Annotated in this window: 19 protein-coding genes; 7 read left to right on the top strand and 12 right to left on the bottom strand. The window is 36.2% G+C overall.

Features of this window, described 5'->3' with window-relative positions; translation table 11 throughout:
- Positions 1–336: 336 nt before the first annotated feature.
- Both LZQ00_RS08310 and LZQ00_RS08305 read left to right on the top strand, forming a co-directional pair.
- On the top strand, positions 337–1,425 hold the full coding sequence (locus tag LZQ00_RS08310) for an RES domain-containing protein (RefSeq protein WP_234514536.1): 1,089 nt from the start codon (positions 337–339) through the stop codon (positions 1,423–1,425).
- A gap of 86 nt (positions 1,426–1,511) precedes the next feature.
- Positions 1,512–1,787 (top strand): hypothetical protein, encoded by a 276-nt coding sequence (locus LZQ00_RS08305; RefSeq protein WP_234514535.1) that lies wholly within the window; start codon positions 1,512–1,514, stop codon positions 1,785–1,787.
- 187 nt (positions 1,788–1,974) lie between these two features.
- On the opposite strand, the gene LZQ00_RS08300 is transcribed toward LZQ00_RS08305, so the two are convergent.
- The 11 genes from LZQ00_RS08300 to LZQ00_RS08250 all read right to left on the bottom strand — a co-directional run bounded on the left by LZQ00_RS08300 (position 1,975) and on the right by LZQ00_RS08250 (position 7,684).
- Entirely contained in the window at positions 1,975–2,787 is an 813-nt protein-coding gene (locus tag LZQ00_RS08300) for a PRTRC system ThiF family protein (protein WP_234514534.1), read from the bottom strand.
- Complete coding sequence (locus LZQ00_RS08295; RefSeq protein WP_234514533.1) at positions 2,784–3,494, bottom strand: prokaryotic E2 ligase family D protein; 711 nt, start codon at positions 3,492–3,494, stop codon at positions 2,784–2,786. Before LZQ00_RS08295 ends, LZQ00_RS08300 begins: the two co-directional genes overlap by 4 nt.
- 12 nt (positions 3,495–3,506) lie before the next feature.
- A complete protein-coding gene (locus LZQ00_RS08290; protein WP_234514532.1) occupies positions 3,507–4,646 on the bottom strand; it encodes a hypothetical protein in 1,140 nt (379 codons plus the stop codon).
- A 16-nt stretch (positions 4,647–4,662) separates the two neighbouring features.
- Positions 4,663–4,881 (bottom strand): PRTRC system protein C, encoded by a 219-nt coding sequence (locus tag LZQ00_RS08285; protein ID WP_234514531.1) that lies wholly within the window; start codon positions 4,879–4,881, stop codon positions 4,663–4,665.
- Between the two features lie 26 nt (positions 4,882–4,907).
- Positions 4,908–5,471: a hypothetical protein gene (locus tag LZQ00_RS08280; RefSeq protein ID WP_234514530.1), complete on the bottom strand. Its 564-nt coding sequence runs from the start codon at positions 5,469–5,471 to the stop codon at positions 4,908–4,910.
- Entirely contained in the window at positions 5,458–5,655 is a 198-nt protein-coding gene (locus tag LZQ00_RS08275) for a hypothetical protein (protein ID WP_234514529.1), read from the bottom strand. Before LZQ00_RS08275 ends, LZQ00_RS08280 begins: the two co-directional genes overlap by 14 nt.
- 15 nt (positions 5,656–5,670) lie before the next feature.
- Entirely contained in the window at positions 5,671–6,060 is a 390-nt protein-coding gene (locus LZQ00_RS08270) for a hypothetical protein (RefSeq protein WP_234514527.1), read from the bottom strand.
- 116 nt (positions 6,061–6,176) lie between these two features.
- Positions 6,177–6,353 (bottom strand): hypothetical protein, encoded by a 177-nt coding sequence (locus LZQ00_RS08265; protein WP_234514525.1) that lies wholly within the window; start codon positions 6,351–6,353, stop codon positions 6,177–6,179.
- Positions 6,354–6,410: 57 nt separating this feature from the next.
- Positions 6,411–6,947 carry an antirestriction protein ArdA gene (locus tag LZQ00_RS08260; protein WP_234514524.1) on the bottom strand — a complete coding sequence of 179 codons (537 nt, stop codon included), beginning with the start codon at positions 6,945–6,947 and terminating at the stop codon, positions 6,411–6,413.
- A 20-nt stretch (positions 6,948–6,967) separates the two neighbouring features.
- Positions 6,968–7,246 carry a hypothetical protein gene (locus LZQ00_RS08255; RefSeq protein WP_234514523.1) on the bottom strand — a complete coding sequence of 93 codons (279 nt, stop codon included), beginning with the start codon at positions 7,244–7,246 and terminating at the stop codon, positions 6,968–6,970.
- 42 nt (positions 7,247–7,288) lie between these two features.
- A complete protein-coding gene (locus tag LZQ00_RS08250; protein ID WP_234514522.1) occupies positions 7,289–7,684 on the bottom strand; it encodes a single-stranded DNA-binding protein in 396 nt (131 codons plus the stop codon).
- 1,562 nt (positions 7,685–9,246) lie between these two features.
- On the opposite strand from LZQ00_RS08250, the gene LZQ00_RS08245 reads away from it, so the two are divergent.
- Genes LZQ00_RS08245 through LZQ00_RS08230 form a run of 4 tightly spaced genes read left to right on the top strand, consistent with a single transcriptional unit; the run spans position 9,247 to position 18,459 of the window.
- Positions 9,247–12,630, top strand: coding sequence for a hypothetical protein (locus tag LZQ00_RS08245; protein ID WP_234514521.1), 3,384 nt, complete (start codon positions 9,247–9,249; stop codon positions 12,628–12,630).
- Positions 12,631–12,641: 11 nt separating this feature from the next.
- A complete protein-coding gene (locus LZQ00_RS08240) occupies positions 12,642–17,408 on the top strand; it encodes a DUF6443 domain-containing protein (protein ID WP_234514520.1) in 4,767 nt (1,588 codons plus the stop codon).
- 1 nt (position 17,409) lies between these two features.
- Positions 17,410–18,039: a hypothetical protein gene (locus LZQ00_RS08235; RefSeq protein ID WP_234514519.1), complete on the top strand. Its 630-nt coding sequence runs from the start codon at positions 17,410–17,412 to the stop codon at positions 18,037–18,039.
- A 54-nt stretch (positions 18,040–18,093) separates the two neighbouring features.
- Positions 18,094–18,459 carry a hypothetical protein gene (locus tag LZQ00_RS08230; protein WP_234514518.1) on the top strand — a complete coding sequence of 122 codons (366 nt, stop codon included), beginning with the start codon at positions 18,094–18,096 and terminating at the stop codon, positions 18,457–18,459.
- On the opposite strand, the gene LZQ00_RS18510 is transcribed toward LZQ00_RS08230, so the two are convergent.
- Positions 18,398–18,661, bottom strand: a complete 264-nt coding sequence (locus LZQ00_RS18510) for a helix-turn-helix domain-containing protein (protein WP_411028062.1) — start codon at positions 18,659–18,661, stop codon at positions 18,398–18,400. The two genes, LZQ00_RS08230 and LZQ00_RS18510, sit on opposite strands and share 62 nt — an antisense overlap.
- Positions 18,662–19,115: 454 nt before the next feature.
- On the opposite strand from LZQ00_RS18510, the gene LZQ00_RS08225 reads away from it, so the two are divergent.
- Complete coding sequence (locus tag LZQ00_RS08225; RefSeq protein WP_234514517.1) at positions 19,116–23,453, top strand: hypothetical protein; 4,338 nt, start codon at positions 19,116–19,118, stop codon at positions 23,451–23,453.
- Positions 23,454–23,462 lie beyond the last annotated feature (9 nt).

Here is a 23,462-nt window from a genome sequence, read left to right as displayed (position 1 = left end):
TGCAATTTTATACTCCTGAACAGAGGTACGAGGTTATGGATCGGAGCAAGTTATATTATCTAGAGTAAATTCAATCGACGATTGGAATTCTTACTTTGCTGTATAAAAACATAGACCTGAAAATAAAGGGTTGATTTTTCTTGATTCGCTAACCTTTAAAGACACGGTATAGTAATGAAATAAATTCAAATAATGGATTTTTGACTTCTTCTGTTTTAGAAAATATCTTAAAGAGCTTGATGTCCATTTTAAAAAAAATCTGAAATCAAAACAATGATAAAATAATAAATAGTTTGCTTTGCATGTACTATAGATAACTTTAACAATTAAAATCCTATGAACTTTGAGCAACTTTTAAAAGATAAAATTTTTGAGTTACCGTTGAACCAAACTACAAATGAGAATTATAAAACATTTATTATTGCTAAACTAAAACTATTTTTAGAAAAAGTTAACGATTTAGATCCAGGACCTATTCATATTGAAAAAAATCATATTTCATCGGATTTTGTAAAGGAAGTTCAAAGAAAAGTTATCGAAAGTCTTATACTTTGTTTTGAAGACTACTATAATGGGAATCCTTTCAATGCTTATGAAAAAATTGATACAGTCTTTCGTAATGATTTTAAAGACTTATACGCAATTATTAATCAAAAGGAATATGCAGTCAATGAAAGTTTTTTCAGAATCAGATTAAGTGATAAAAATTATCTGTACAAAAGGTCAGAAATGTTTCATATTCCTTTCGAATTAAGAAATAAAGTCTCAACCCAAAGATTTAGCATACCAGGTTTTCCCAGTTTATATTTGGGTAGAACGATTTATATCTGCTGGGAAGAATTAAATCGTCCGTCAATAGATAAAATTCAGGCTATAAAATTTAAAAATATAAAAGAAATCAAACTACTTGATCTAACTCCACCTTCAAAAGATTGTACAGATATTGATGAGTTATACAGATTTTTTATGACTTTTCCGATAATAATGTGTTGTAGTGTGAAGGTCAAGGACCCTACTGATACATTTAAACCAGAATATATAGTTCCACAATTAGTTTTGCAGTGGATAAGGAATAATGACAGGTTAGATGGAATACAATATAAATCAACTCATATCACATCAAAGGTATTTAATGAAAATACTGAATTAATAAATATTGTTTTGCCAGTCAAAACAAGTGAAGGTGTTGGAATATGTAACAGACTTACATCATATTTTGAAAGTACAGATGTAGCATCTTGGAATTTATATCAATTTGCAACTGGTGGTCAAATTTTTCTTTATGGAGACGGTGATGCTCAAATTGTAAATAGGAAAATTCCAAATTTAGAAATTATTGATGGTAAAAAATATCCTTATTTTTATTCGACCTTAGGAAAATTGGAGTATTATTTAGAAATCAGTCAGACAGCACCTATATTATAGTAATTGCTAAAATAACTCAAAGTTGAAATTATAAAAGGTGCCATGTAATCCTTAATGAACTATTTATTAAAAAATGATAAATTATTATGGAAGAAAAAATAAATTCAGATATTGTAATTGACAATGTAATAGATTTAAAAATCAACCTTTTAAAAGTATTATCTGCTTCTGGAAGCAGAACAGAAGAAGAACGTTTGGGATTAATAAATGAAATTATAAATGTTTTTTCCTACACCAATGATAGTTGCAGAAATGAGTTAGATCAAAATTATGAAGTTAATATTTCTAAATTCAGTTACATATTAAAAACTATTGACTTTTCAGAACGCAGTAAAAGTCTAATAATTAATCCTAATGATTAGTCGTTTACAATCTATAATTTTTAAAAGTAGAATATTAACTAAAATAACTAACAGCCCGCAAACCTTTTTGAAAATACGCATCGCCAGGTGATAGGGAGTTATTTTCAAAAAGGCTTGCACCGCTTTACCGCCAAAAGGCTGTTTCGACCATAGGAAGGAACTGCCTTTTGGCCGCGGGCAATTTTTGTCAACTGCCCACGGGAATTGGCTGAGTCCTGAAATTTTGGAGGTTAAGAAAGAAACCTCGATTTTCAGTCATGCCGAACCTAAAAAGATTCCATAGAAGGGAAGCCCCCATCTGTGCCAAAGTAGCATTGATAAAAAGATCCTGCTTGTCAAGAGATTCCGCAAGGGAACAGCTAGGCGTATCATCCGTTTTTTCAGATTCTTGAAGTAAGTCAGCATATTCATCGGTAACAAACGGTAGTTCAGCCACAGTTGCAAACTTTTTTGATCGAGGTTGTTCAATCTTACCTATTGTTGAAAGGATTACCTGCCCTGAATATTTACTATTTCCGAAATCTAACCAGTAGTTTGCGCTATACCTATGATGGTTATATTGTCCTTTCAGTTTTCGCACGATGTTAGCAATCTCAAATCTCGATTCTACATTATCTGTACAGGATATATAAATTGATGCTCCTGCATTTTCGGGAATTTCACCTTGTACATCACGTTCAAATTTTTGAGTTTCCGCTTTCCAATTAAAACCAGACCAACGATTGATACGATTGATAATCGCCACGGACTTGTACAGACCTTTTTCCGATTCCGCAAAACGTTGGCGACCGATATTAGCCTGAGTTATGATATCATCGTCCCACAAATGTACCTGTAAACCTGCATGGCCTAGTTCAATTAAACTATGATTAATCTCTATCAGCGATGTCATGAACTTAGAACCTGTTCCCCCTGCGCCGATAACGTTTACACGGATGGGATTCGTTGGACTTAATAAGTCATTTGGGAGAAAATGAACTTTGTTTTTTATCGTTTTCATAACAATATATCTTTAAGTTTTCTATTATTTTTTATAAGAGCTTCATTAGGGAACGGCTTTTCTGAATTGATCAGACTTTCCCATAAGAGTACGCAATTGCCGTTTACAGGATTGTGCTCGGACATCAAATGCGTAAAATAGCTGTTAAAAAAATACGATTCCCATAGGGTCGTCAATTGCTTTATAGAACCTGTTTCGTTCACTTCTATATCCACCGTGCCCATACAGACATTTCCATTTTGATAGACATTAAAAAACGGAGCATAATAAAGTTGGGTATTAGGTGTAGGCCTTCTGTTGCCTGATAAGGCATGTATATTCAGTGATTCTTTGTGCGCTATCCATAACAATGCAGGAGTATGCGCCATGCCTGAAGCTATTCCGAGACCCTGGCCAAAGTGGAGCTGTCGGAACTGAGCCTTTGTAAACCATATGATTTTTCCAATTTTGGCATCAAAAGACAAAATATTACTATCCAATAGTCCATCAGAATGTAATAGATTATTCTTTTTTTGATCAATATGAAGTGATTCTGCTAATTTTTTTGCTTCTCGCACCGTTAAGGGATGTGCATTTATAGGATTTCCACTCTTGTCGATGTCATAATGTTCCACATACGACTCTCTTGTGTAATTTTCACTCTGATAAAATACGAGTGCAGATACAGGATGAAAATAAGTTCCGAAGCTGTTGGTTATATCTTTCATACTATTTTATTTTTAGAAGGTTGAATTTTGCCAAATTGCGATCAGATCATCAAGGCTGTCAAAAACGGCACTTTCAAAATCGAAATTGTTATCGACAATGGTTCTATTATCAAATGGCAGGAATCGGGTAGGCTCATCAATTTCACCATATTCCTGTAAATCTTCATTAACAAACTGGCATATGCATTCAAATAGGTTTCCCTTTAAAGATGAGCAGAAAGATAGATAGTTATCCAGCATCACATATCTATCTTCATATTCCTGTTCTTCCCTAAACCGAAGTGGAAAATACTTTCTGTCTACTCGGGTGTTAGGAAATTTTTTGTAAAGGTCAAAAAATTGCGTGGCTACTTTTAAGATTTTCCTGTCAAAATCAGTCTTTGCTTTAAAGCTTATTAATCGGGTTTCAAAAGAATCTAAATTTTCAGCGCAAATCTTATTTTTCATTAAATCTCCAATATCCTTGGCATATTGAAGATCGTCAAATATTTGATCTTCCCCATCTTCTAAAATCCACTCCTCAAATGTTTCATAGGTCGAATACAGGTAGCTATCCTCATTTCTGTAGTATGGAACCCCCAGTATCTGATAGAGGTAAGCATACACGGATAGTAAAAGTACACCCGTATTTTCGTGTTTAGCGTTTTGCAAAATTTCATACAATGGAATAACGGGGATATAGTACAATGTCATCCCTGTATTGTACCTTTCTTCTTTTGCGAAATACGTGCAGTTATTTTCATATATCAGTCTGACTTCTTTCCAATCTGCTGTGCGTTCCTTTAATTGCTGTCTTACATCTGCGAGTGAAGCAGAAATATTATAGGGAAAGGGAATAGCCGTTGTGTCCTGTGGGTTAATGCCATATTTTTGGGCGACTAGAGAAAGGAAATCATAATACTCCCTTTCCATTTTGTTACAATCTTCTATGAGTTCAGGTTCCTGCAACCTTGGTAAAAATTTCAATCTTAAAAAGGCATTGGCAACATGGAAGGGGGCAGGGACTGGCGTTTGTCTTTGCCAATTTCCCCTGCATCCTTTGTTCTCTTCATCCAATACTCGAACGCTCCTAACTGCTGATGTAGCCGATGTTGCTGTTCGTTTCTTGGTCGCTTTACTGTTGGTGGATATTGTTTTTGCATGATGTTCCATCGTATTAAATTTTATATTAACCTTTTGTTCCGATTACTGTTTCGAACCTGTAAACGATCTGATCATCCTGTATTACAGGTGACGATATTTTTGCCGTTGTTAGTATTGGATACATATTGGAGTAAAAGAACAGCACATCCTGTTCAGACCAATTTCGCTCAGGGTCTGTGAGCTTAATTTCATTTCCTTTATCTTGGAGTATAAATACTCTTTGAAGTTCTGTCGCTAATATCATTTTTATTCGATTTTTAATTAAACATTCTATTCTTCTTCTTCCTGTTCGATTTCCTTCACCTGATGTTCCGTATTGGCAAACAGATCAGGCCAGATCTTATGTTCAATAGCAGTCTGTCGGCTCCTGATCAATTCTGCATGTTCAGGATATTCTGATGCTTTGGGAAGTGCAGTCCATGCATCGTTATATTTTTTCTGCTTTTCAAGTTCCTCCGATTTGTTCAAGGCATCATGGTATTTCTGAGTACGTTTTTCTGCTTCTCCCTGCGGTTTGGACGTTTTGCTTTTCTCCTTTTGCGGTTTAGCTTTAGCATTCTCCATTGATTTTAAATATTCCTCCATGTTATCAACGATTTCCCCTGCCTTTTGCGCAGGTGCGGTGATTCGATCAAAATAACAGTTGTCCAGTTCCTCTGCTCTTGCTGTAAGGTTATAGGGAATAATTTTGCTTGGAGCTGATTCAGAAGAGGACAGGGCACGTACCAAAGTCGAAACGATAAAGGTATCATCTGCTGATCTTGCTATTGTGAGCACAATATGTCCTTTGATGTCCAATTGTGCAAGCTGTGTGAAAAAATTAGTTGTTTCCATAATTCATTTTTTTAATAGTTATCAATTTCTCATACATGTCTTTCCAGTACTCATTTTGACGTTTATCAAAATCAGCGAAGCTAGGGTCAGTATGATAATAATCTTTATATGATCTAGCCTGTTTAATGGCTTTATTAAGATCGGTTACTTCAATAGAGTGCCCTTTTAAATCGGTAATTTTCATGGAGTTTTAAATTTTTTAATCTTTAAACTTTTCTATTTCTCTAGCTATTGCAGTATTCATTTTAGTAGCATGTTCAGTTGCTAGTTTTTTTGTTCGGAACGGTGTACCATAAACTTTCCAAATGACCTTTGTTTTACGAATTGTTGACGGTGTTCTAAAGGCATAATAATTTATCCATAATAATTCCTCTTCTCTTTCAACTTGTACAGGATGGATATAAAATCCCTTTCCGTCTACATCAGGGAAATTCGTCGAAGCCAGTAATTTTTTATTGCAGTCAAAGATTTCAAAGCGGATAAAATCCTCATCTTTTAAGATGATTGTAAATAGTTCATCTGCATTGAAAAAGGCATTTAGTAGCACATTTTCATCATATTTTTTATAAGTTATTATACCGATATTCATAGCTTTAACTTTAGATTTTCCAATTTTAAGTAATCTTAGTTTCCAGATTCTTTCAAAATTTTAGGAAACATTTAAGTGGGGACAATCACTTTTTCGATTCGCTCTGTATATTCATCCTATAGTATTTCATGAGTGCTTATTTTTTTTAAATTTTTTATTGCTATTCTAGGACAATTCTCTGCCATAGTTATCTGCTTAATTGCTCCTTCTTCGCCACTTAGCGATACTATTGTTAATCGTCGCTTGCCGTGATCATGTTTTAATGTTGCTGTAAAAGTTTCTATAATTAGCATGGTATTTATTTTTTATAGACAACCGCCTTTGGCGGTTGCCTTGGTTAAAACTGGTATTTATACGTTAAGGAATATGTAGCCGTCCTCACTCCAATAGTCACTGCAAAAGAGGTCTCTTGCATAGGCTTCATAGTCAAGATATTGTCTTGCGAAATCTGTCAGATCTTCTCTGTTCGCGATAAGTTCCGTTGCAAAATCTTCCTCACTTTTGTACAATCCAATAAATTCACAATCAAAATCACTGATCAGGTCGCCTATATCTTTGTCTGCTAAGCTGTGGTGGCCGTTATTGCTCCATATTAAGAAAGCTTCTCTTTGGCTTTCGTTCATGTCTTGCAGTGCTTCTAAAACGTAGAATGCATTGTCGCTGATCCAACTTTCTCGGATCAATCCATCAGGAACATTTTCATAATCCTGAAACATAAATTCGGGGTCTTCTTCATCTTTGTGCAGTTCTCTGCACCCCCGATAAAAGTCGTCTTTGTCTGCATAGTCGGATAACTTTAACCACTCTCCGAAAAGTGATCCCTCATTGTATTTTCGATAGGTTCCGACATATACTTTTGCTTCTGTAATATCTATCTTTTGTGCCATGATGTTGAATTTTAGAATGATTAATCCTTGCTATCCTCTTGTGCGAGCAATAGTTTAAGCTGTGTTTTTACCCGTCTTGCAGTTTCACCTCTCCAAGTTGATGCATTGGCTAGGAAGTAATTGACTATCATTTTTGCAGAGTCCTCAAAATAAGGATCATGAATACTGTTGATAGACTGCATAGCCATTAAATACGGTTTTGCTCCGAAATAGACATTTTTCCAATCCTGCCATATCAATTCTGCTATCAGTGCTATATTGTCAGGTAATGATTCTTGCGTTTTCGTTGAATTTTTCATAACTAACTTTATTAAAGGGTTGAAATCTTGTGCTTTGCTTTTTTAAAATGGAAGGTCGTCCTTGCCTTTTCCTTTTTTGTTGTTGTTTGGTTCTATACTGTCCTGTACAGAATTAGTATCGTTCTTACCACTTTTTGCGAGGGGCTTAATGGTTGTGGTGTGAAAATTTAAGCCTGCTTTTGGTTTACCATCTTCTTTGTCTAGCCATGCTCTAACGCTTATCTGTCCTGTAAGTTCTACCAATAACCCTTTTTGTAGCCATGAAGCAGCTTTAGCGGTTCGCCAGTAGGCGCAATCAAAGTATGCAGTCTGTTCGATGCGCTGTCCGTCCTTAGCCTTGTAGCTTTCGTTCACTGCGATGGAGAAGTTTACCACCTCTCTTCCTGTTGGTGTTGTGGTGACCTGTGCATTGCGTGTCAGTCTTCCTGTGATGTTCATAATCTTTTGTTTTAGTTATACAGTCTTGTTACGTTTTTCCCTCTTCCAGTCCTGTCGAGGCTCGGCCCCGATATTATTTTTCAAAAGAAAAAACAGGAAAAAAAAGAAAGTAATTTGTAACGTAGGACATGGCCGCAAAAGGAAACGGAATAAAGGAAGGACTTGTGCGGCAGCTTGTGTTTATGCCGTAGTCTTTTGCCCGTGGGTTGAGCGTCCGGAGTATTTTTACTTCCCTTTTTCGACTGTTCTTTTGCAAAATGATATAAATTGTACATTCATAAAAAGCATATAAATGAACAGAAAATACATTGGGTAGGTAATTGGAAAAAAGGGAAAGAATAAGCACTGTCTTGGCCTCCCGTTTTACAATTTTCTACTACTGAGGATGCCAAAAGCTCTTTTACAGCAAGGGATTGTGTTGGAAGGTAAATAAATGTGCTTTGGTGCGTGGAAGGGGAAGAAGAAAACAGAACAATGGAAATTTAAATTAAAGAAGTCTTATTTCGCGTCAGTGATAGAAGTGGCATCCTTTCGCGATGCAAAAGATATAGTGTATAGCAGGACCCAACTGTATGTGGTGTTTTATGATATATGCTGGTAAATACCGTTGGGAGACCCGAATTTTATCACAGCAAAATAGGGTGGGAAGTACACTCTAAAACTATCCGTAATAATACAGACTTGTGATGTCGTAAGAAAACTTGTAACCGATATTTCAATTGGTTTAATATATTTTTAGTTCATTGATTTTCAGTCAACATAAGATGGGAAAGATCCTAGGTAATGAATCTTAATATCCACAGATCAATGGGTTTGATTTCGTTACATGTAAACATGTATCGTCATTTAAAAGTTTGACATTATCTACTATTATTGATTAAGTTAGTCCTTTTTGGGGTAATTAATTTTCTCGTGTAGTTGATATTATACGATGAGATTGTTTCATTTTCTGTACATGTAATTATGAATAATTTGATTTGAAATAATTATTGCATAATTAAAAAAAACATGTTTATTATTAAATATATTAAAAAATTTATATATTTACGTATTGACCATCACAAATTGTGCTATTTATTAAATAATAAGTACTAACCTGGTTCTAAGGTATGAAAAGTGTCAAATTAACAATTGATTTTGTTGTTGATGTACCGTTATATCGGTGCTAACAACAATTCCTGTTCTTATTTAATGAATTTTTGAAGTTTTAAAAAAAATAATGGTAAAGAAAAAATTTTCCTATTGACGAGTTACGTTCATTATTGTAATAAATTTTTTAGGATAGGAGAGTTAAAGCCTTTATTACAATTGCTACGTCTTACTTCTTTAGTAACCAATCTGATTAAATAGATGGAATTATCTTTTTGTAGTATGCGAAACAAGCGGACAATTAATGATCAAAAAGGAAAGAAATATTTTAATTGCTGAGAGAACCATGACATTAACTAGATAAAAATAATATGTATAGAAATACGAGAAAAAGAGTATTCTGCAAAGCGTAGTATTTCTGCAATTTTAACTGATGTCAGATAAGCCAAGTTTAGAATTTTACAACACGATATATGAATAGAAATAGAATAATTGCATTCGTCATTTGTATGATATTCTTTGGTGTTCCATTCCAGGGATCAAGCCAACAGACCAAAAATAATGAGGGATTTAAACTAACACCGGTTTCGCCCAATACAGCGTCCTTAGGTATGTATGGACATACCCCTGTAGGGCATTATACAGGAGTACCCAATATTGATATTCCATTTTATGAAATCGATCTGGATGGTAAAAAGATACCGATCAGTTTATCTTATCATGCTTCAGGCATCAGAGTTTCGCAGGAAGCTAGTTCAGTAGGTTTGGGATGGACACTTAACGTGGGGGGATGTATTACCAAAACTATAAATGGAGAAGATGATTTTAGATCTTCTAATCTTGCCTTCAAGAGCTATTATACTGATACAGTTTCAATTGCAAATATGCAGAACCTTGTCCGAAAGAGTGAAAAGCTTAAAGGCAACGTAATGGGTGCATATTCAGAATACATTTCCTCAGGGGGAAAAGGGGAACCAGATTTATATTATTATAATTTTGGCGGTTTTTCGGGGAAAATGGTTTTTGATCGAATAGGCACTGTTTATAAAGGACACATCAACACAGCCACAGCAGCAAAAGCTGTTCTGCTAAATCCCAAAGCGTATATCGATGTGCTTTATAATCCAACCGATGGTACTTGGACGGTGAAAGATATGGATGGGTATACTTATGGCTTTGAGAGTGGTGAATCATCGTCTTCGTTCTCTTTGCACCAATTAGGTCTATTGGACAAAACTGAACAGGAATTAAAGACTTTATCATTCAGTCCGGCAGAAACTCAAACAACAGCTTATTATTTAACCTATATCGAATCACCATTAAAAAATCGGGTCACATTCAATTACGAAGTTGAATCGATATGTACCCCCATAAGTTTACAAGAGCAGATGTATAGTTCAACTAGTCCTCATCTTCTCCAATTTTATAGATATGATAAGTTACCCCCAACCGATGTACAATTGTTAAGAAAATATAATGATGTTACCTATTCTTACAACAGGATAAAACAATTACGTCCTACCAGCATAACTTTTAATGGGGGCAGCATTCAGATCAATGCTATTAACAGAACGGATTTGCAGATTATCCCCAATGAAACCGCTCCTAAGAAAATATCCTCTGTAGAAATAAAAGATACCTCAGGTAAATTGATCAAATCTTATTCATTTACACAGTCTTATCGTGGCAGTATACCGGTTGGTGGACTGAATTATCTCTCCACCAGACTCATGTTGGATAAAGTAACAGAAAATAATGGTGCTGTACACTCCTTTACGTATAACGCTGGAGAGCTACCTGCAAAAAATTCATTTGAAACGGATTTTTGGGGATTTTATAATATGGGAGAAATAGAAGGGTATCCCAAAACCTTCGAAACGGTTCCTTCTACGGGGTTATTGGGAGAAATGTTCTATGGCCGCAACAAACGTCCAAAACCTGAACTGTTACAAAATATGATGCTTACCCAGATTCAGTATCCAACTGGAGGTACATCGGACTTTTATTTTGAGCCTCATGATATTCATCAAACGCTTTCTTATCTTTTTGACAAGGTACAATACGCAGGTGGGATCAGCACTACGGTTCAGGGGCCGGATTATAATGATCCTTGCAATCTTTATGGAACCACAGGTAAAATTGTAACTCAAGATTTTGAACTGGATAATGCTGTTGAGACTGCTAAATTGAATTTCAGGGTAAGCAATATTTCTGGAACAACAAAAAGCTGCGGATCAGCGACGAACAGCTTTAATGTTTCACTGGAAGTATTTGATGGAACTAATTATGTAGCATGGAGGGAACCTGGTTACAGCTTCTCTGTGTCCCATACCCAGTTAAATTATGAAAAGAATAATTCCACGGCTTTTACTTATCTCTCTAAGGGAAAATATAGATTAAAGGTGCAGGTGGGCACGCCCAGTTATGTCAATTTTTCTGTTTTTGCAGGTTTAGAGTATATTGGCCGAAGTGAAGTGAATGAAGAAATTATAGCTGGTGCAGGTTTAAGAATTCAAAAAATAATTGATAAAGTAGGAAATAAATCAGAAACAAGACATTTTAGTTACTCAGGAACTATACCAATGTATAATCCTGTATTTTCAACACCAGAGATTGTTGCCCCAAATTATTATAATGTTTCCAGTCTTCCTGGTTACCCTTCATTTGACCCTAATAATACTGTCCCCTTACATGCTGAATATTTAATATCCAGTACTTCATCTATTGTACCATTTAGTAATGCTGCTCAGGGAAATCTTGTAGGGTATACGAAGGTTACTGAGCATTTTGGAGAAAATAGTGAAAATGGTTATACGGAATATTTATTTAGAAATCAAAGTAATAGTAGACTTGGGGCAGGAGCAGATCAACATATTCCCTTTTTTCCGACAAAAGAAGATTATCTAAATGGATCGCCTAGAAGTGTCACCGTATACAACAAAGATGCGTTAATCGTTCAAAAAGATACCTTCAATTATAAGATTAATTCAGTAAAAAATATTGCTGCGTATAAGATTTTTCTGCCAAAACCATTGGATGCTTTAGATGGTGCTTATTTTGGGTATTATGACGTGAAAGCTGAGGAAAATGTGCTGGAAAACAAATCTACCACAGCATATGTTAATGGTTTGATTGCACAGGATATAAAAGAAAATTACATCTATGATCTAAGCTATTCTTTGCTTATCTCAAAGGAGACAATAAACAGTCAGGGAAAAAGTAGGCAAGAATTGATCAAATATCCCTTCGACTATACGGATGTCATCAGTACAGGGATGCTCAGCAAAAACCTGAAAGGTATCCCCATCGAAAGATTATCGATTGTAGACAATAAGGTCGTTCATGGGTATAAAACAGTTTATAAGGATACATTGAGCATGTATCTTCCTTCAAAATCTTATTCCTTTGAGTCAACAGTGCCGCAAGCATTAACTACTTATAGTAATTACTATAAGAATGATTATACCTTTACCAAGTATAACGATAAGGGTAAGCTTTTAGAGTTTTTAAGTCCCGATAAAACGATGACTACCTATTTATGGAACACTTCGGGTGTATATCCAATTGCCATCATAAAAAACGCCAATTATAGTCAGGTAATGACTGCATTCAGCGGATATGATTTTTCAGGAACAGGCACCCTGAACAGCAGTAAGGAGCTACTGGTTAGAGCCAATTTGCCCAACTCTTTGATCAGCACCTATATCTATCAGCCTTTGGTGGGTATGAAGAGTAAGACAGATACACGTGGAATAACAGAGTCTTATCAATATGATGGTATGCAGCGCCTACAGGCGATACTGGATCATTTGAACGATGTGACCAAATCATTTGATTATCATTACAAAAGCAATTAACCAAAGTCAAGATGATGAAAAGATTAATGAAAATATTATTCCTGTTCCCACTACTTGTTCAAATCTGCCACGTATATGGGCAGGTGGATACGTTGGAAGCAGATAAAAAGATACAGAATATGTCAATGGGCATGCAGGCATTTGCAGCAAGCTCTTCCATTCAGGCATTATCAGCAACAGTCAAACCCGCGATCAGTTATGGAAGTGCGCAGACGTTTACGCCCAATCAACAAATTGACTGGTCTCCAACCAACAGTGGTGGAGCTGCTGAATTTGTGGTGACGGTGGAACAGACCCTAACAAACTATTATAATCCGTTGAATACCTTCATGGGATCGGATGGATCACTCTATATTGCTAATGCAGGTTACCATTCGATCATGAAGAGGACTGCTGCAGGTACAGAAACCGTTTTTGCAGGAGGAAACTCTACAGCTTGGGACTATGTTGACGGTACAGGAACTGCGGCGAGATTCAGGCATCCCAGTACTGTTGCAATGGATGCTGGGGGCAATCTCTTTGTGACCGATCAGCAGAACCATCGGATCCGCAAGATTACCCCTGCAGGAGTAGTGAGTACCTTTGCAGGAAGTGGAACCGCGGGAGCGACAAATGGAACGGGAACAGCGGCTTCCTTTAATAATCCGATGGGTCTTGCATTTGATGCTTCGGGTAACTTGTATGTTGCCGATGGTATGAACCATCTTATTCGTAAGATCACAGCTGCAGGAGTAGTGAGCACCTATGCAGGAACTGGAACCTTGGGACTTCAGGACGGAGCGTTGTTAAGTGCACAGTTCAACAGTCCGATGGGATTGGCCTTTGACACTAACGGCGATCTGTATATTGCCGACAGACAGAACCATGCATTACGAAAGATCGTAGGTGGGATAGTGAGTACTATCGCTGGTAATGGAACTTCAGGTAATGTTGACGGACAAGGAAGTGCAGCACGTTTCTATGCACTGAACAACCTGGTTGTTAAAGGGGGAAACATCTATGTGGTGGATATGAACAACAATGCGCTTCGTTATGTTTCACCTACTGGAGCTGTAATCACGATTTCAACCAGTGGGATGCTGAGTAATCCATTTGGAATTTCGACAACTTTGGATGGCAAATATTATATTACGGAGAACCTTGCTAATCAGATCAAGAAGGTGGCGGTCAAAGCTGCTTATAGCATTAGCCCGGCACTACCTGCGGGACTTATTTTCGATGCTTCTACAGGGAAGATCAGTGGTAAAATTGCCACTCTCACGGCTTCACAGAGCTACACTGTCACGGCATTAAACGGGATTGGGTCATCGACAGCAACAGTCAGCTTTTCTATTGCCAATCCACCTGTATCTGGCTTTTCTGCCAGCACTGATCAGAACTATGTGGTCGAGCGTACTATAAGAAAAGCCGGTTTAAAAACTGTAGCGGCAGTAATAGGACGAACGGTTGACAGTGTTAATGTATCCATACAATACTTTGACGGTCTTGGCCGATCTTTGCAGTCTATTCAATGGCAAGGTAGCCCATTGAAGAACGATATAGTACAGTACAGCGAATACGATGCCTTTGGTAGGGAAAGCAAGAAATATCTTCCCTATGTAAAAAATATGGCAAAGGATGGGAGCTTTAAAACCACTTCCGCAGCTGATCAAGTGGCTTATTACGCAACGACCAATACATGGGATGCACATATCAAGAAGATGACTACACCTTTCTCTGTTACAGTTTTTGAAAGCAGTCCGTTGAACCGTGTGCAACAACAGGGCGCCCCTGGTCTGGCCTGGCAACCTGCTGCCAATCGTGAAACCGTAACAACTGCTTCAACCACAGGTCATACGACTGTTACAGAATATGGTACCAATGTCGCCAGTGATATAAAGCTATGGAGTATGAAGCCGACCAATAATGGAGCAACTTCCACATTTTATGCTGCAAACAAACTTTATAAAAAGGTTAGCAAGGATGAGAATTGGGTGAAAACTACTGGTAAACAAGGAACCGTTGAAGAATTTAAGGACTTTGAAGGTCATATTATACTAAAACGTATCTGGGAAACAGATGTCAAAAAGTTAGAGACTTATTATGTCTACGATGACTTTGGAAATCTAAGGTATGTTATTCCACCTGGATATACGACAGGGACTGTTACTGATAATGATGCTGATTTCAAGGAACTAATCTATGCGTACCGGTACGATGCAAAGCAAAGATTGATAGAGAAGAAAGTTCCAGGTAAGGGTTGGGAGTGGTTAGTATACAATGGCAGTGATCAGGTTATTCTGACCCAAGATTCTGTACAACGCGGAAAGCCAGTTAAAGAATGGAGCTATACTAAATATGATGCTTTGGGTAGGGTCGTCATTACAGGTATATATAAAAGAAACTATGTGAACCAAGCTGCTGCTCAGAAGTCTGCTGATTCGGTCGTTGTTTATTGGGAAGAGCGAAGCATACAGACGAAGTTAGTGGGTACCGTTAAATACACGAAATATACGAACAACGCCTTTCCAAAAGTAGCGGCTCAGATGACTCCATTAACGGTTAACTATTACGATGATTACCTGTTTGAAGGAGGAGACACAACTAAGTTGGCAGCTGTAGGGATTACAAAAAGTACGAAACTCAGGGGCTTAGCGACAGGTACCAAGGTCTATCAGGATAATGGAACTTTACCACTTTGGAGCATCAGTTATTACGATGATTATGGTCGGGTGATCCAGAGTGCTTCACAAAATCATCTGTTAGGTGTTGATCTGGTCACCAATACGTATAGTTTTACAGGAGAACTGTTGACCACTAAGCGTGAGCACAAGCCTGTCACTGGTACAGCTACTACAGTCCTAACCACGAATATATATGACCACGTAGGCAGGCTCCTGACCACGAAAAAGAAAGTGAATGCACAAGCAGAGATTATTCAGAGCAAACTAGCCTACAACGAAATCGGTCAGCTTAAGAGCAAGGATATCCATAGTGAAAATAATGGAACGAACTTTCTCACCAATATGGCTTATTCGTACAACGAACGTGGATGGGGAACTAAAACATCTTCTCCACAGTTTACTTACGAGCTAAATTATAATGTGAACAGTGCAGGTTCAACGGTACTTCCCAATGCGCAGTACAATGGTAATATCGCCCAGCAGTTATGGGGGCATGCAGCAACGACGAGCAGTATTTTTACCTATACCTATGATGGCCTAAATAGGTTAAAGAATGGTACCAGTACTGGAACGATTATGAGTGAAGCGTTGACCTATGATGATATGGGAAATATCAGGACTCTTACACGTAATATTGACAATACTACTACAACCAGCACGACGACCTATACTTATAACAATGCGAACAAGAGTAATAGGCTTTTGAGTCTGACCGGGGGATTGACTGGGACATTCACTTATGATGGCAATGGTAATGCAACTAAAGACCGTACAGGTATGGCTTTTATCTACAATCAGTTAAATTTGCCGAAATCTGCAACAATAACAGGAAGAACGGTCACTTATCTGTATGATGCGGAGGGTAATAAGCTGAAAAAAACCGCGGTAGTTGGGGCAGTTACAACAGAGCAGGATTATGTGAACGGAATCGAATATAGTAAACTGGGTGCGGCTACCAGTACAATTGACCGGATCGCTACAGAAGAAGGTTTTTTGTTGAACGGAACAGGAACCTATAGTTATTACTACAACCTGACTGACAATCTTGGTAATGTACGCTCGGTGATCAAGCAGGCAGGAACTCCCACAGTACCAGTTGTAGCGGTGGTACAGAAGCAAGATTACTATCCATTTGGCAAGACTAAACCTATTGCAACCAGTATAAATAATAAGTATCTTTATAATGGCAAGGAGATGCAGGATGACCTAAGTTTGGGTACACATACCTTGGGAAGTTCTTATGTTTTTGAAGGACAGTTAGATTATGGGGCTAGATTCTATGATGCAGAAATTGGAAGATGGAATGTTGTGGATCCCAATGCGGCTCTTTATGGTTCCCACTCACCTTACGCTTATGGATTTAATAATCCTGTTATGGTTATAGATCCAAATGGAAAGGACGGTATAGTTACTGGTACAGGAACATTAGACGACCCATTTAGGATTAAAGCTAATTATTACTATTATGATTTAGAAGAAGATCAAGTAGCAGCTTTGAATAAGGCAATAGCAGAATATAATAATGGTGGAAATGCACATACTTTTAAGGATAAAGATGGGACAACATACTTTTCAGTTTTTGAACTTAAATCTATTAAAGTTGATGCACAGGACGCTGGGACAGCACATGATTTCGCCTATAAAGATAAGGTGGAAGTAGATGGGAAGGAATATCAATATGGTAATGTTATCAGTAATGGCCAATCGAGTGGAAAAGATATAGGAAATGCAACAAGTACTACTGTTAAAATAAATAGAGAAAAAGTTGAAAATCTACTAACAACTAATCCGGGAGGTGACAAAATGAAACTTATGACAGGAACTTTTGTTCATGAAATTGGCCATAATTTAGGTGCAAGTCATGGAGATCCAGGGAGTATCATGAGCCAATTAGATATTAAAGAAATAGGAAAGGCGAGTTCCAGTGGTGAGGTAGGAACTGGTACTTATAATTATAAGTATCCAACTGTAAATAGTAGCGGAATACGTGCGATTATGGGTCGTGTAGGTAATCCTAATTCTTTAGAGTCAATGTATTTAACACCAAAGGAAGTAAGAAACATTATTAAAAACACAGATTCAGGTGCACCTGGAGCTATATATAAAGCAAGATGATATGAAAAATTATATAATATTTTTTCTTTTTAGTTTTTTAATCCCAGTATTTGCTTCTGGTCAGAAATTGGATTCTATTGATTTCACTAAAAAAATGAGAATACAGGGATATTTAATAATTGAGGGAAATCACGAAGTTTTAAAAGAAGGATCCGATATACCGCGTAAGTTTCTATTTATTCCAATTGAAAAGCTCAAAAATGAAAATTTTTCATCGATTTACAAACAAGAAAAAGAACCATCACATACAGATTTGTTTATTCCAACTTCTTTTTTAGAAAAAATGAAAGTGATTGAACTAAATGCATTTTTAAAATTAGCGCTTCAATCTCCATTAAGATTGAAAATTGAAGAAATTGTAAATGATTGTTTTGAAAATAGTTTAAGAAATAATGGTACATTTTATAGATTAAAAGATTCAACTAAGGAGTTGTCAATCATTTTCATTGATGGGATTTGGGGTAAAGTGTCAGTGCCTTCTAAATATTTGAGTAGATCCAATATCGAAGGATATAATATGAGTAGATTAAAAGTTAACGAAACACTCTATGATTATTATTATTTATTAGAAACCAAAAGTTTCTCTTATCTAAATTATATAAATGATCGATCATTAATAAAAATAGAATAAAATATAAATTATTATAATCTTGATATTAGTAAAGATTCTAAGATTAAATTTAAAATGAAAGCAAATGATTTTGTCGAAGGACTAAAAAATATTAAGATAGACGTCGATTTATTGAAAGAACAAGGTATTTCTGACCACGCGATAGAAGGACTAAAAAACAATTATATAGTAGATTATAAAGGTGATTTAAGTGTTTCCACCATCCCAGTAATACAGTTGGTTGAAAATTACAATTGCTCTAAATTGGAAATCGGAATGATCACTTTTAAAGAAATATTAGAGGAGACCGAAGATTATATTTACTTTGGTAAATTTGAAATGGATGATTTCGCAATCGATAGAATTACTGGTAAAATCATTATGCAGGACTTAGGACTGGATTATAATCTTTATGAATTGCTGTCAGTACCGACAGTTTGAACTGAGAACTAAAAACTCTTTTTCCTTTTCTGGAAAGAAGCCCAGGCACTCCTTGGTGTTGGTATACGCTAAGCCAATCTTTGAACAGTGAATTGGTAATCCCATATTCTTCTGACAGCGATTTTGCGGAACGGTATTGTTCCGACATTTGTCTTACACAATGCAGTTTGAATGCAAAACTGTGTTTCTTTTTCTTTATCATAAAAATGCCCCCAGAAAGTGTCTAACTTTTTGGGGGCATTGCATAATGGGGCTTTTTTATATTTCTTATAATCGACAGTAATTTTGATGGTGAATTACTTTGAAATAAATTCCACTAAACATATACCTAAATCGATATTTAAGCCACACGATATTAAAATGCAACGTTTTTACTTAAGATCTAAAATTATGATCTTTAATGGTTATTGATTATTGGAATATTAACAAAATAGATGTAAATTTCTGCATCATGCAATTTTACCCTAATTAAAAGTAAAAGTTTACCAATTCGTAGCTTTTGACTCCTTCAAAATATAAGATTGAATTATGGCATAGGTTAGCCAAATAAGATGTTGAATTTCATTGTGAGCTGATAAATAGCTTTTGATGATGGAGGTCATAGAAAAATAATGAAACTTTTCTCGGGTTGCTGGCAAAACAAGATTACTAAATTTATGATTACAATTGATAAAGTTGACTTTAACAGACTTAAACCTTTTAATGGGAAATCTACCCAGTGTTTCGAACATTTATGTTATCAACTTGCAATCAAAGAGTATGGACATATGGGTACATTCACAGCTATTGACGGCAGCGGTGGTGATGGTGGCGTAGAATTTTATTTGGATCTTGATACAGGTGAAAGGTGGGGATGGCAATGCAAATTTTTTGGAGATACTGGTCGACTGAGTGTAGCTAAAAGAGATGTTGCTATTGCGGAGTCACTTGAAACAGCGATAAGAAATCATGGAAATCTAACCAGATATTTTGTTTGCCTCAAAACAGACCTGACAACGGAGAGTACCTCAAAGAAGTCAGGAAAGTTTAGTAAAGGGGAAAAGAATTGGTTCGACGAAGAGCTAATAAAAAAGATTCCTGTGGACAGGTCAATATCGCTAGAATTTTGGGGAGAATCACAATTTATTGCATTCTTAAAAGAGCCTAAAAACGTAGGAGTACGTAATTTCTTTTTTGGAGAACTAGAGCTAAGTCAGGAATGGTTTACCGCAAAGTTTTATGAAAATTTTGAGAAGGTAAAGGATAAATACGATCCGGATTTGCACGCTATTGATCAGTTTACGAAATCGATAATAGATTGTGTGGTGCTTGATTCGAACTATATTAACATAACTGGAAAATTAAAAAGTGATCTGCAGCAAATAGCCATTCAAGTACATAGCGAATTACATGAATTTCATAATAAAACAATGATCAGTCCCGCGGAGGAAGCTCTAAGAAAAGATTTTTTTTCAGCTAGTCATGAATTTGAAAATCTAGTAAAAGTTAGTTTTAGTAAAATTGACTTTGTTGATGAATGCTTCAAAAATTGTGAACCCGAAAAACTCGCGCTATTTAGTTCTGAAGATTTGAGAGCGAGTTGGAATACTTTCCTTACTAAACTTGATAAATTTAATTTTGATGAAAAGTCACGTGCTTATCGAGAGTCAGAGAGTATAACTTCATTAATGTCAAAGTTCTCAGAAACTTATGGTCGTTTTTTTAGAAATTATTTTCACGGAACCCAGCGGCAGCTACATTTAATTGCTGATGCGGCCAAAGGTAAAACCCATATTTCCACCGATATTGCTTATAACAGGATTATAGATTTGAAACCTGTTATATTTTTAACAGGGGACAAATTTACAGATGAGACCAGTATTAGCGATGCAATCCGGAAAATTCTGGACATACCACTAGAATATTCATTTGATGACCTTTTGAATGCAATGGAAGTTTATGGGGCAATCCATAATGTACGGATTCCTATAATTATAGATGGTCTGAATGAGACTGTATCGAATAGACTGTTTTCGCCTATTTGGAGGAATCATTTGCAAGGTTTCATAGCAAAGATTTTACAGACAAAGAACATTGTTATATTTACCACTTGTCGAGGTTCTTATGCGGATAGGATCTGGGATAATACTTTTAAGGAAGAGTTTCATCGTATAGATGGTTTCGGTGATTTCGAAACAATTCATGAAGCAGTTGATAAATATTTCACAAAATATAAACTAAAAGCGGATTTATTTTTTGCTTCTATTGAGAAGTTTGCCGACCCTATCTTTCTTAAAATATTTTGTGAAATAAAAAATCCTAATTGGAAGAGGTCAGGTGAAATTTCAGTAAACATCGAAGAAGAGTCATCTTATGATATCTTTAAGGAGTACTTGAGCCAGATCAATAGGAAGGTAACTCGGCAAAATTCGATCTTTAGGAACAATGAGGATTTTATTGCGGTATCACTAAACAAATTGGCAAATTATCTCTGGGTAAACAATCTCCGTGAACTAACGGTCGTAGATTTTTATAGCCTAATTGATGAGAACGCTAGCTATGAGAAAGATCGATCAAAAGCAGATGTCCTTCTTGATGAGGGACTTGTAATAAATAGGGATATTAGAAATGAAATTGAATATATCAGTTTTACTTACGATGTACTTGCAGGTTATATGATTGCTGAAAATTTGATTGATAATCATACAAATCTTTCATATTTTAAGAGCAATAAATTTATCAGACAAGTCTTTCTTAGAGAAGGTCAGCATCCACTTTTTGAGGACGTTATAGCTGCATTATGTTTGTTATTGCCACAGCTAAGAGGGATATCATTCCATCAGCTACTGTATGGGGACTGGCTTATAAAACTTTCCGATTTTAGGATTGTTAAATATTTACCGAAATTCGCGAAGGCCAGATTGACTGATTTAATTGCTTATTCGGACTATGTATTTGACAGATCGTTCCAATCACTTTTTGTATTACCAGGAAGGCTGGTAAAAACTAGCGACATCGATTTAGTACGTGAAGTTTTTTTGATAGATAATGACAATAAAAACCTGATTTTTGGACTTTCGCTTAAAACAATTGGAGATGCAAATCACCCGCTCAATGCCATTTTCTTTAGTGAACTTTTGTCCAAACTTAAGATGAACGAACGAGATATAACTTGGACGGAATACCTTCGGACGAACAGCTATCAATTGGAACAGTTTATTTCTGAATTTGAAAATCAATGCCGTAGTAACAGTCCAGAAACGGACATAATGTCAAGAAAGCAAAAATTAGTCTCTAAAATTATTGTCTGGTTTTTAACAAGCACCGATAGAACCTTACGTGATAAAGTTACGAGGGCTCTTTATTTTTATGGCATAAAGTTTCCCGAGGAATTCATAGCTTTAGTGGAGGAATCATTGGGGTACAATGACCCATATATCTGGGAGCGTACGTTGGCAGCTTCTTATGGTATTGCAATGGCCCAATATAATTGTAAATCTGGGGAAGACTTTCGTATTAACCTGCTACCTCGACTATGTAAATCTCTATATGAGCTGATTTTTGCCGAAAATGCACCGTTTGGAACAACTCATATATTAGCAAGGGACTATGCCAGAAGGCTTATCGAAATTGGATTAAAACATCACCCTAAATTATTGAAGACAAAACAGCAAGAAAATATTAGACCGCCTTATTCTTTTGGTGGTATCAGAGAATTAAAAGAATTCGATTATGGAGAAAAAGAATATGGATACGACGGGCCAATTCAAATGGATTTTAGTAATTACACATTAGGACGCATTGTAAAGGGAGGTCATGCCTATTCCAATCCAGTGGAAAAAATTAAGGTACGTAAACAAATATATTCGCGGATCTACGACTTGGGGTGGAGCAAAGATTTGTTTGCTGAGTTTGAAAGGGCCTTAGGAAACGCTAATTATTACAATATTGGTAGAACAAGGCAAGCCAAGGTGGAGCGGTATGGAAAAAAATATTCGTGGATCGCATACTTTGAAAATGCGGGATTACGTGCTGATCTTGGCTTGCTGGAGAAAGATTGGGATAGCTTTCGACTATCAGATGCAAATATAGACCCCAGCTTTCCTGAGAAACTAGAAAATGAACCCTTTTTTAAAGATGACATATTGGGTGATAGATCAACATCTCTAAATGAATGGTATGAAAACGGGGGAATGCCTAATTTAAATGGGTATCTGGAAGTAACGGAGATTAACGGAAACCCAGGGCCTTGGATTTGCTTGGATTCCTTCATTGGACAGGAGGAGATATCAACGGGAAGAAGTAGTTATATAGTCATACGTGGGTTGGTTATTAAAAATTCGGAATTTGATGAGGTAATCAAGCTATTAAAAGATCAAGACTTTTCGCAGATTCATATCCCTGCAAAACGGGAAAATCATCACACCTTCGCTGGTGAACTGTATACTATTGATGAGGCCACGTATAGCAATTACGCTGATTTACGATGCGATATTGAAAAGCAGAAACGGACGATCAAGAAATATGAACCTGATTACTTTACTTACTTGTCTTGGTTGGAAGATTACACCGAGTCTAATTTGCCAGAAGAGATTGAAATTGAAGTTGATGTAACTAAAGATTTTGAAATATTATTTCCGGTAATGGAATATAATTGGGAAAGTTATCACAGTCCTGTTAATGATGCTGGGCATACAACGGTTCTGGGAAAGGAGGTTGTGAACCAGCTGGGTCTTATATGTGAGCCGCAAACATTTGATTTATTTGATCAAGATGGGAAATTAGCCGCAATCCACTTGCAAAATGTTGAGGATTATAATAATAATGATAGTTTCGTGTACATCAGAAAAGACTTACTGGATCGGTTTCTAACTGAAACAAAATCTAAGCTAGTTTATACTATTTGGGGGGAACGCGAAGTTCGTTTTAAAACGAATGAAAGAAGGGATACGTTTTTTATAGCTCATCCTTATAAAAAGGATCAAAAATTTAATAAGATAATTGAATATAAATAGCTTCATTCA

It is taken from the genome of Sphingobacterium sp. SRCM116780, assembly GCF_021442025.1.
Classification (GTDB): domain Bacteria; phylum Bacteroidota; class Bacteroidia; order Sphingobacteriales; family Sphingobacteriaceae; genus Sphingobacterium.
The sequence above is the reverse complement of the archived record's forward strand: the minus strand, read 5'-3'. Positions and strand labels throughout refer to the sequence as shown.